We start from the raw sequence: 11,199 nt of genomic DNA on the forward strand, positions 1-11,199 counted from the left end.
TTTCCCTTTGTGTCTTAACGTCACGTTTGCTGATGAAATGCGCTCAGCACGTAGCATTCGGGGCAAATTTCTACATAAAGTATGCCCTCACCACCATCGATGATCGCCCACGGGATCTGCGCTAGCAGCTTCATCGTCTTGTCGCATTTTGGACACTCGCAACACTCAGCGTCCTGCACCCAGTCGCCATGCCCACCGATGCTGATGTCAGACTCGGCAAAGTAGGGATAAAATGGTGGCTTTGGTGCGCGATCTAGCCTAAATTTATGCGAAACTATCTCGTTCATCGTATCTTCTTTGATATAGTTTTGCATTTGTTCGATATTTTGAATGATATCTTTTATCTTTTCTTCGATTTGCTCATCGCTTAAATTTAAAAATTTATCTTGCTCGTTTTTTATCTTACATTGATAGCAAACGCCATTATATCCGATCTCTCGTCCGCATTGTTCGCAGGGATAAACAGCCATTTTGCTCCTAAATTTAGCTCTTAAACTGATTTAGCTTATTGTTTAGGCTATCTACTTGCTCGTTTAGCATGCTTGAGGCTTTTGAAATTTCATCGACGCTTCTCGTATTTTCGGCAGACAGCTTATTGACATTGGCAAAGCTGTTTATCGTGCCCTGTATAGACGCACTCATCTGTCCGACTTCCGCTACGGCGAGGCTGGTTTTTTCTATCGCCTCGTCAAGCAGCCTCGATGTCTCCTCGATCTCGACTTTTGAGCCGTTAGACTCGCTCGCGATGCCGGCTATGAATTTAGAATTTTCACTCATCATCGTGGAGGCGTCATTGACGGACTGGGTTATGAGATTTACTGTGTTGTTGATCTCGACCAGGCTCTTTGAGGTCTTTTCGGCTAGCTGTCTGACCTCATCGGCCACGACGGCAAAACCGCGTCCGTGTTCGCCTGCGCGTGCCGCCTCGATAGCGGCGTTTAGAGCGAGTAAATTCGTCTGATCGGCGATATCGTTGATGACTTTTAAGACCTCTTTGACCTCGTCTGTGTTTTGAACCAAATTTTGAAGCCTGTCAGAGAGCTCGTTTTCGGTTTGAGCGGCGTTATTTATGCCGCTGACCGTTTTTATGATATTTTCTTTGGTCTTTTGCAGAGTCTGGCCGACCGATTTTAGATCGGTTATGGCTTCGTTTGATTTATCGTTTGAGCTTTGAGATAGGGCGGTCATCGCCTCGGCGTCTTTGGTGATGCCTTGAATGATATTAAATTCGTTTTGCACGCGCGATTTTATCTCTTTGGACGTGGCGCTTAGCTCCTCTGAAAGCGATGAATTTTCGCTACTGCTGCTCTTTGCCTCGTTTATCAAAATTCTAATCTTTTCGATGAATTTATTCATATTCGAGCTGATTTGGCCCAGCTCGTCTTTCGAGTCAAAGTCTAAATGCTTGGTCAAGTCGCCCTCACCGACGGCAAGATCATGCGAGAGCTCCATCAGCTTGATGACCGGCTTGAACAAAATTTTAAGTAAAAGCACGATCAGCACGATACTGATGACTATCGCTGCGACACCCACCATGGTGCTAAACTGCGCATTTTTCTTATTTTCCGCCATCGCATCGTCAAGCCTAGCCATGAACGTGACTATAAGACTGACGCCATCGATATTTGCAAAAGAAAGCATCTTGTCATCGCCCTTATATTTGTAATAAAAAAGCCCATCTTTACTTTTACTCGTGTGTGCGACGAGCTCTTTTAGGCTTGGGTCTTGATCGCTTATATTTTTGCCGATGAGCTGTGAATTTGGATGAAAAAGTATCTTGCCGCCCTTATCTATGAGCATGAAATACCCTGTCATATCGTTATCGCTGTTAAACATCGCGATGACCTCGTCAAATGGCATATCCGCACCCATCACGCCGATAAATTTGCCCTCTCTTACGATAGGAGTGGCGACCGTGGTGACTAGCTTTTTAGTCGCCTCATCGATGTAAAATTCCGTAGCGATCGGTCTGTTTTCTCTTTTGGCTTTTTCGTACCACTCTCTTGTTTTCGCATCGTAGCTTGCATCAGGCACCCAGTCGTCGCTAAATGCCGTCTCACCGTTTTCCAGCGCGTAATAAGTAGCTACGAATTTGCCCTTGTCGTTCGTGGCCTTTATGACATCGATGTTCTTTTGCCTATCGTGCCCGGAGAGCACCGACTGCATCGCGTCAAGCAGCTGAGCCTTTAGTCCATACCACGTCTCGATCTTTTTATCGACCTGCTTTATCAGTAGCGTGGAGCTAGCTTCCGTCATATTTGCGATGACGTTTTTAGTGCCGTTATAGCTGACACCAACAAGTGCTACGACCAAAATCGTAAGCAAGATCGACACACAAACGACTACTTTTTGCCTAAAACTCATACTTTCTCCTTTTAGCTCATTAAAATTTGACTACGCTTCCAAAATCGCCCCATTGCTTGCATTTGTTACAAGACGCTGATACTGCCTTAGCCATTTGCCTTTGAGCTCTTTTTGCACGGGCTTAAATTCCGCCTTTCGCTTTGAAATTTCAGCCTCGCTTAGGCGCACGTTTATCGAGTAGGTATCCACGTCGATGTCGATGATGTCGCCGTCTCGTAAAAGCCCGATCATGCCGCCCTCCGCCGCCTCGGGGCTGATGTGTCCGATACTTAGCCCCCTTGTTGCGCCGCTAAAACGCCCGTCCGTGATGAGCGCGACGTCAGCGCCCAGCCCGCGCCCCATGATGAGGCTTGTGGGGCTTAGCATCTCTTGCATTCCCGGGCCTCCGCGCGGTCCTTCGTAGCGGATGACGACCACGTCGCCCTTGCCGACCTTGCCGCTAGAAATGCCCGCGATCGCCTCGTCTTGGGAGTTAAAGCATACCGCCTTGCCGCTAAATTTACGCTCGCCCACGATGCCCGCGGTCTTGATGACGCAGCCTTGCTCGGCTAAATTTCCAAAGAGTATCGCCAGTCCGCCCACTTTCGAGTAGGCGTTTTCGACCTTGTGGATCACGCTCTCGTCCTTTATCTCGCTTAGCCCGACGCGTTCGCCCAGTGTTTCGCCGCTTACGGTTAAATTTTCAAGGTGCAGCATGCCGTTGTCGCGGCGCGAAATCTCCTTTATCACGGCGTTCATGCCGCCCGCGCGCCCGATGTCCTCCATATGCACGTTTGGTAGCGACGGGCTTATTTTGGCGATGTGAGCGATGTTTTGGCTGATTTTATTCAGCTGCGAAATTTGCAAATTTACCCCCGCCTCGCGGCTGATAGCCAGCATATGAAGCACGGTATTTGAGCTACCGCCCATCGCCATATCCACAACCAGCGCGTTTCGCACGGCTTTTTCGTTTAGGATGTTTCGGATCTTAAACCGCTCGTCCAATGCGATCTCGCAAATTCGCCTGCCCGCGCGGCGTATCAGCTCCTCGCGCTCTTTGGTGAGCGCAAGTATCGTGCCGTTGCCGCTTAGCGCGATACCCATCGCCTCGCATAGCGTATTCATAGAGTTTGCGGTGAACATCCCGCTGCAACTGCCCCCGCTCGGACAGGCGTTGCACTCGATGTCTTTTAGCTCCTCCTCGCTGATCTCCTTGGTCTCAAATTTACCCACCGCTTCAAACGCCGTCGCAAGGTCGATAGGCTGACCGCTTTTGGTGTAGCCCTTTCTCATCGGGCCGCCGCTGACAAATATCGTCGGGACATTGACGCGAAGTGCGCCCATGACCATACCGGGCACGATCTTGTCGCAGTTTGGCATGCAAACGAGCGCGTCGAGGGCATGCGCGTTCATCACGGTCTCGATCGAATTTGCGATGATCTCGCGACTTGGCAGGCTGTAAAGCATCCCACCGTGTCCCATCGCGATGCCGTCATCCACGCCGATAGTGTTAAATTCAAACGGCACGCAGCCGTTTTTGCGGATCTCGTCTTTTAAAATTTCAGCGTATTTGTTTAAGAAAAAATGCCCCGGGATGATCTCGATGAAACTGTTTGCCACGCCGATGAAAGGCTTACAAAAGTCCTCGTCTTTTAGCCCGGTTGCGCGCAAAAGCGAGCGGTGCGGCGCTCTAGTGTAGCCTTTTTTTATCACGTCACTTCTCAAATTTGATCCTTTATTGAAATTAATTTAAATCGATTTTAGCAAATTTAAACTAAATGATAGGTTTAGACCGCAATGAAATCAAAAATCGTGCTATATGCTCGGCTACTCACTCCTGGATTTGCGAAGCGTTCGTTTAAGGCTATAAACACTTTTTATTAATACAAAACCTAAGAATTTTAAAACAAGGAGAGAAAATTTGAGCCCGAAGGCTCAAATTCAGGAAATTTAGTCAGATACTTTCAGAGTTCCGCCTGCGCCCAAGCCGCCCTTTACCTTTTGAGCTTTGTAGTTTTTGACGGCGTCAATTAGGTTATTCATAGAGTCGGTGAAAGCCGCTACGATGACCTTGCCTTCAGGGGTTTTAGCATAAGCTCCGAGCGCTCCGCCGGCCGAGCTGCCAAATAGCCCGCCAAGTCCTGCAAAGTCGTAATTTCTAGCGCTTCCCTCAGCCGCTGCTAGCTGTACGCCCGAGCGGTTTTCGATGAGAGTCAAAACCGTGCTCGCGTCGCTTGTATTAAAGCCACCAGCGACTGCTCCGGCGATGCCGCCAAAGAGTGCGCCCACTACACCGCCTACACCGCTAGTATCCTCAGCGCTAAATATCACCGAAGGAGTGATAGTGTAATCAGCCGCGACCATCTGGCCCTTTTTGAAATTCGAGTTTTTTCTAAGCTCGCCTGATTGCATCAAAGCGCGCTCTTCCATCATTTGATTGAATGCCTTGCCCCGCTCTACGATGATAAAGCAGTTTGACTGCTGAGCCAAGAGCCTGATGACAGGGACCGTCGAAGGCAGTCTGTAATCTCTCGTAAGAATAGTATACCAGTCGGAGTCTCTATCCTCGTAAATAGTCACCGTGCCCAAAGACTGGCTACATCTTTTAAGCTGCGAATTGGCATTTTGAGCGTTCTCTCCACCTGCCGAGCCGGTGGCTGCGGTCTTAGCATTGCTTGAGCCCATATCCATAGACGATAGGCATCCAGTCAAAAGAAACGGCAAAGAAAGTGCGGCAAATTTTGCTAACCTGTTTGGAAATGATTTTATCATTATTTACTCCTTAATATATCTTGGGATTGTAATATACGTGTGCTAAAAATTTACTTTAATTTTAAAATTTATGTTATAGAATGATTAACGAATTAACATAGCAAGGAGCGCATAGTGAAAAAGCTGCTTTTTATCGGCCTGATCGCGGCATTTTGTGTAAATTTAGCATACGCTTACGATAGATATTCAAACGAATCTTTAATAGTCATCCCAAAAAAATATAAAGACCGAAGACGCCATAACGAATATAACAACAATATGCTTTCAAATTCCGACGTCATCTTGCTTTTAGAAGAGCCGCTCGATGATGGTTACAGAAGAAACTACAAAAGAAGAGACTATCGCAAAGAGATAACAAGAGACTACATGAGGCGAAACAACATCCGCGAATACGGCGACGACTACTACGACAGGCGAAACGACGACAGATACGATAGATATTACGATGACGGATACTATGACAGATACGACGAGCCAAGACCCAGCATCGAGATACGTATCAGATAACCCGCACCAAGCCCAAATTTAACGATTTCTAAATTTAAGATATGCAAATGTATAATTTTACGTTTGCAACAAAATTCATAAGGAAATCCCCATGCTCTCTACAAACCCTGTCGTCGTAAGTATCCTTGTCATGACGATCCTTTGTCTGCTACGTTTTAACATACTTTTATCGATCCTAGTCTCCGCTCTCGTTGCCGGAGTGATGTATAAGCATGGATTTAGTGGGTTTGAAGACGGTCTGGCAAGTGGCTTTAAAAGCCTTCTTGATGCGCTAGCGGACACCACATCTACGTTGATAACGGGCATGAAAGGCAACCTCGAAACGTCGCTTAGCTATATCTTGCTCGGTGCGCTCGCAGCCGCGATAGCAAATACGAATTTAACAGCCATCTTGATAAACGGCATAAGCAAATTTTTAAGCTCGAACCGCATAAATTTCATACTCACCATCGCCTTTGTCGCGTGCTTATCGCAAAATTTGATCCCGGTTCACATCGCATTTATCCCTATCCTCATACCGCCGCTTTTAGTCTTGATGAACAAAATGGGCATAGATCGCCGCGCGGTCGCGTGTGCTCTCACGTTCGGGCTTCAAGCGCCATACGTGAGCCTTAGCGTGGGGTTTGGACTGCTTTTTCACAACATACTGAAAAAAGAGCTCGAAAACAACGGCATCAAAGTCGAGCTAAGCGACATCAGCTCGGTTATGTGGATAGGCGGCGCATCGATGCTGGTAGGGTTATTGCTAGCGGTTTTTATATTTTACGTCAAAAGGCGAAAATACGAAAATACGAAATTTGAAGAGCAGGAGCTTCGCGAAGTCGAGCATGCTAGAAATTTAAAAATGACACGCAAAGAGTGGGCGGTGCTAGGCGGAGCGGTCGTTGCCTTCATAGTGCAAATTTACGCAGGCTCGCTGCCGCTTGGAGCGCTCATAGGGCTCATCATAATGGTGATCTTTGGTGGGATCGAATACAAAAAGATAGACAAGATAATGGATAATGGCCTCGCGATGATGGGGTTTATAGCCTTCATCATGCTGGTAGCGGCAGGCTTTGGCTCAGTCTTAAGGGAGAGCGGCGGTATCGAGCAGCTCGTGAATTTCGCCAGCTCTATTTCTGGCGGCAAGCTGGGCGGAGCGTTTTTGATGCTACTTATCGGACTTCTCGTGACGATGGGCATAGGCACCAGCTTTGGCACGATACCGATCTTAGCCTCCATTTATGTGCCGCTTTCGCTTTCGCTCGGATTTTCAAACGCTGCGATCATTTTACTAATCGGCATCGCAGCAGCCCTAGGAGACGCCGGAAGCCCGGCCAGCGACAGCACGCTGGGTCCTACGTCCGGTCTAAACGCCGACGGACAGCACAACCACATCTATGACACATGCGTGCCGACGTTTATATTTTTCAACATCCCGCTGATGATAGGCGGTATCGTTGGGGCTATGCTCTTATAGCTTTACTATAACGCTTTGCTTGCTTAACTATAACAAAGTAAAGCATCGTCGCTCATCTTATTTTTGCAAAGCATAAGATGAGTTTTCTAAATTTATCAAAAAGAATAAAATTTTAACTATACGAAATTTAAGGCTCTGTTTTAAAAAGTATTGATTTTAAAACTTTAAATGTTCTAGCGTAGTCAAATCTTATGAGGCGACACTATCGCCGCCGATTTTCAGCGAAACGAAGTGAGCGCTAAAATCGTGCTATATGTTCGGCGCCTTGTGGAGCAAGTAAGATTTGCGAAGCGTTCAACTTAAGGATATCAACACCTCTTAAAACAGAGCCTAAATTTAATCTTTGACCTGGCACTGACCCACAAGACAGCCGCTTCCAAATTTCTAACTATAAATTTTTGGAACACCTTTTGCTTATAGCTATACAATAAATTTAAAACACACAAAAAGGATAGACTCATGATGAGATCACTTTGGTCTGGCGTTTCAGGCTTGCAAGCCCACCAGATAGCTATGGACGTAGAGGGTAACAACATCGCAAACGTAAATACCTACGGATACAAATACAACCGCGCGAATTTCGCGGATATCTTGAGCCAGACTCCGCGCGTCGCGACTGCACCGCAGGGCGAGCTGGGCGGTCAAAACCCTATGCAAATAGGCCTTGGAACGACGATAAATTCAACTACCAGGATTTTCTCTCAAGGCACACTCACCTCAACCGACAAGCAAACCGACCTTGCGCTTCAGGGCAACGGCTTTTTCATCGTATCTCCGGACGGCGGCACTACGCGCTATTATACGAGAAACGGCGACTTCGTGCGTGATAAGGCGGGAAATTTCGTAAACAATAGTGGTCACATCGTGCAAGGCTGGACTAGAGATGAAGAGACCGGCACTATCGACTCCACAGGCCCTATCAAAAATATCGTCATCAAAGAGGGTCTAACGACTCCTGCACGCGCTACGACCGAGGTCAAGATAAAGGGAAATTTAGACTCAGGCAACACGATCGGTGCTAGAAGTACGCCTATTTATTCTCTTGACTCCGTTGCCGGTGGCAGGGACTATAACAACAACGGTATTAAAGATAATGGCGAAGATCACCTAGAAAATGATGTAAATAACAACCAATTCTATACAAATTCTAAAAATGAACAAGTCCTAACAGAACGCGGTGTCGATTTGGGAGTACTTTATGATGAATTAGGAAATGGACTGGCACTAAGAAACAATCAAGGTATCTGGGTAAGCTATGCGAATGCAAAGTCTACTCCATTTGATATAGGAGATGCTCCCGGCGGTACTACAACAGGACAAATTAATAGTCCGACTGGAGCGACACTTGATATTGAACTTAATGGTACAAAAATTACTAGTGCGCCAAATGCAATGAAAAATATCAGTGATGTCGCTGCGGCCATAAACGCCCAGTATAACAAAACCGGCGTCCAAGCTGAAATTTCAAATGGAAATAAACTTACTCTTATCAACAGAAATAACTCTGGAACAATCGCTAGTACAAAAAATATTCATTTAACTGTAAACGGGAATGATGGTACTGGGCTAAGAAGTACTAAAATTATTACTGCATATCAATATACATACACTAGCTCACAAACAAATGCTGATCATGACTATGATGACACAAAACCTAGAAAAGTCACTACAACAGAAGATTTGCGTGAAGCTATGCAAGAAGATGCGAGAAATTATGTAGATTATAACGGAGATGGAATTATAAAGAATTCCACTACTGCTGCAGCAGAAGTGACACTAGTAAAAGCTGCCAATCAAACTACGGATAAAACAGGAGCGGATCGTGTATTGGGTAATCCTGGTACTACTTACAGAGATGCTTACGATGAAGCTTACAACCATACTACTGGCACAGCTAGCCAAAAACATACTGCTGGCCTAGCTGCCATAAACGCCTTAATTGATATAAATGATGGTGCTAAATTTACGGTAAATAATGCGGGGCAATATCAACTAGAAAATCCGTCAAATGGAGAATTTGATAAAGCTCTTTATATGACGACTACTGGATTAACAACAGAAGCGACAGGAAGCTCAAATGCCAATGCTGCAGTAAGTGAAAACGTAAGGCTCACAACTATAATGAAAGCCCTTGACGGCGCTCTAAGCCCCGGTCAAGCCCTAAGAAACAGCGGCAAACTAATGATGTCAAGCCACGGCTCGACAGCTGAAATTTACGACTCCCTGGGTTCAAAGCACACAGTCAGCATCAAATGGGCTAAAACAGGCACTACAAATGACGGCGGCACCGAGTGGAGCATGATCATACAAGTACCGGAACCGGCAAAGATAAACTACTCTGGCGAGGGTCCGGATAACGTCATCACCGGCTCTCTTAGATTTAACGCTAACGGCTCGCTAGCCAGCTTTCATCCGGCTACATTTACCTTTACGGCAAACAACGGCTCGCAAGCAGGTCAAAACGTGAGCCTAAATTTTGGTTTAGGCACTGATTTTAACGGCCTAACGAGCTTTGATAAAGACTCATCGACCGAGTCTATCTCGCAAGATGGCTACACCGGCGGAACATTGCGAGATATCAAGATAGACGAGACGGGAACTATCATCGGAGCTTTCACAAACGGAAAGAGCTTTGGCCTAGCGCAAGTAGCACTAGCGACATTTACAAACAACGAGGGCTTGCAGTCTGAAGGCGGCAACGTCTTTTCTCAGACCGCAAACTCCGGTGAAGCGGTCATCGGAGCGGCAGGAACGGGAGATAAAGGCACTGTCGCAGCCTCAAAGCTAGAAGCCAGCAACGTCGATCTCAGCCGAGCGCTCACCGATCTCATCGTCATCCAAAGGGGCTTTCAAGCAAACTCTAAGACGATAACCACAAGCGACGAGATGCTAAATACGTTGCTTCAGTTAAAACAATAATCTACTCTTAAAGGCGGTTCGCCGCCTTTTACTTTTTAAAATTTTAAATTTTATAGGCTATTTTGTAAGATTGAAAATTTAGGCTCTGTTAAAATATTTCATTGATTTTTAGTTTCAAAGCAAGAAAATGCAAATAGCATCCCTGTAAAAACCTTGTTAGCGAGCTTATCGCCGCCGATTTTTCACTTCGCTATCGCTCGTGACGTTCTGCTTGCAGTTGCGAACAAAGTCGAAGTAAAACTACGCTACGAGTAGAAAAGCTGCAGGGCTGAGTAGTTTTTTACGAAGCAAAAAGATTTCCTTGAAACGCTGTTCTACTCGAATGCTGTTCGCATTCTCCTGTGCCAGGTCGCTCCTGGAGCAAGTAAGATCTGTCAAGTGTTCGTTTAAGGATAAAACAGAGCCAATTTAATAGTCAAATTTTAGAGAGAAGCTAGAAAATTTAAGAAAATTTTCTAGCAGATAGATCTAAATTTGGTGATTAAAGCTTAGCCTTAAACTCCTCAAAAGCCTTTACCTGAGTCGGCGAAAGCTCTCTTTTTTCATCGCGAGCGACGTAAATTTTAAAGATATTCTCACCATTTTTGTCATAAAACTGCACAGATTTTGTCACTAGCCCCATAAAAGTCTGCGTGACGAAAAATATCTTCTCTATCACATCAGCTCTCAAATGACCACCCAAAATCCCAAGACCGTGCGACTCCTCGCCTTTTGCACCCATGCCGAAGTTGTAAAAGCCTTGTGCGTTACGACCGCTTGGGATCTTTGTCCTAAATTCTATGATGAAATTAGGCGTATTTTTCACAAAAAGCACCTCGCCCCAGCTCTCAAGCTCTTTTATCACCTCACCAAATCTCTCTCCACCTGCCGCCTTGCAAAGCTCCTCTGGCAAATTTAGCAGCACTTCATAATCGCTGATATTTAGCTCTTTGGCTATCTCACCTAGCGAAATCTTAGGGTTTTGCTCCAAAAGCGCTTTGATCTTTTCTCTCATATGTTCTCCTTTGAAAATTTCGCCTTATTTTAGCAGATTTTTAATAATTACTATCATAAATTACCCACAAATTTAACATGCATCTTGTTTGTCTTTTACCCTAGATACAAATTCTATTTTACCCCGAGTTCAAGTGTCTTTTAGACGAGATTATAATAAAATTTAAGACACAAAAGGATTTAGCCTCTCAAACGGAGGCTAAATT

7 protein-coding genes and 2 pseudogenes are annotated in these 11,199 nt (G+C 45.7%); 3 read left to right on the forward strand and 6 right to left on the reverse strand.

Annotated features, from left to right (window positions below; all coding sequences use genetic code 11):
* Nucleotides 1-20: 20 nt before the first annotated feature.
* The 5 genes and pseudogenes from HMPREF1139_RS01895 to HMPREF1139_RS01910 form a co-directional block, all read right to left on the reverse strand.
* Nucleotides 21-470: a hypothetical protein gene (locus HMPREF1139_RS01895; RefSeq protein ID WP_009649570.1), complete on the reverse strand. Its 450-nt coding sequence runs from the start codon at nt 468-470 to the stop codon at nt 21-23.
* Between the two features lie 13 nt (nt 471-483).
* Nucleotides 484-972: pseudogene (locus tag HMPREF1139_RS12065) on the reverse strand (methyl-accepting chemotaxis protein); the annotation flags it as partial.
* Nucleotides 973-1,341: 369 nt separating this feature from the next.
* Nucleotides 1,342-2,364, reverse strand: a pseudogene (locus HMPREF1139_RS12070) (cache domain-containing protein); the annotation flags it as partial.
* 30 nt (nt 2,365-2,394) lie between these two features.
* Complete coding sequence (gene ilvD, locus HMPREF1139_RS01905; protein ID WP_009649466.1) at nt 2,395-4,068, reverse strand: dihydroxy-acid dehydratase; 1,674 nt, start codon at nt 4,066-4,068, stop codon at nt 2,395-2,397.
* Nucleotides 4,069-4,293: 225 nt separating this feature from the next.
* Entirely contained in the window at nt 4,294-5,115 is an 822-nt protein-coding gene (locus HMPREF1139_RS01910; RefSeq protein WP_009649615.1) for a CsgG/HfaB family protein, read from the reverse strand.
* 114 nt (nt 5,116-5,229) lie between these two features.
* Between HMPREF1139_RS01910 and HMPREF1139_RS01915 the strand changes: the two genes are divergently transcribed.
* From HMPREF1139_RS01915 to flgE, 3 genes are all read left to right on the forward strand, one after another.
* Nucleotides 5,230-5,622: a hypothetical protein gene (locus HMPREF1139_RS01915; RefSeq protein ID WP_009649769.1), complete on the forward strand. Its 393-nt coding sequence runs from the start codon at nt 5,230-5,232 to the stop codon at nt 5,620-5,622.
* Between the two features lie 91 nt (nt 5,623-5,713).
* Nucleotides 5,714-7,081, forward strand: coding sequence for a Na+/H+ antiporter family protein (locus HMPREF1139_RS01920; protein ID WP_009649444.1), 1,368 nt, complete (start codon nt 5,714-5,716; stop codon nt 7,079-7,081).
* Nucleotides 7,082-7,540: 459 nt separating this feature from the next.
* Complete coding sequence (flgE, locus tag HMPREF1139_RS01925; RefSeq protein ID WP_009649502.1) at nt 7,541-10,000, forward strand: flagellar hook protein FlgE; 2,460 nt, start codon at nt 7,541-7,543, stop codon at nt 9,998-10,000.
* Nucleotides 10,001-10,481: 481 nt separating this feature from the next.
* Here flgE and hutX read toward each other — a convergent pair whose 3' ends face one another.
* Entirely contained in the window at nt 10,482-10,994 is a 513-nt protein-coding gene (gene hutX, locus HMPREF1139_RS01930) for a heme utilization cystosolic carrier protein HutX (protein WP_009649638.1), read from the reverse strand.
* Nucleotides 10,995-11,199: the final 205 nt, after the last annotated feature.

This window comes from Campylobacter sp. FOBRC14 (genome assembly GCF_000287855.1).
Taxonomy (GTDB): domain Bacteria; phylum Campylobacterota; class Campylobacteria; order Campylobacterales; family Campylobacteraceae; genus Campylobacter_A; species Campylobacter_A curvus.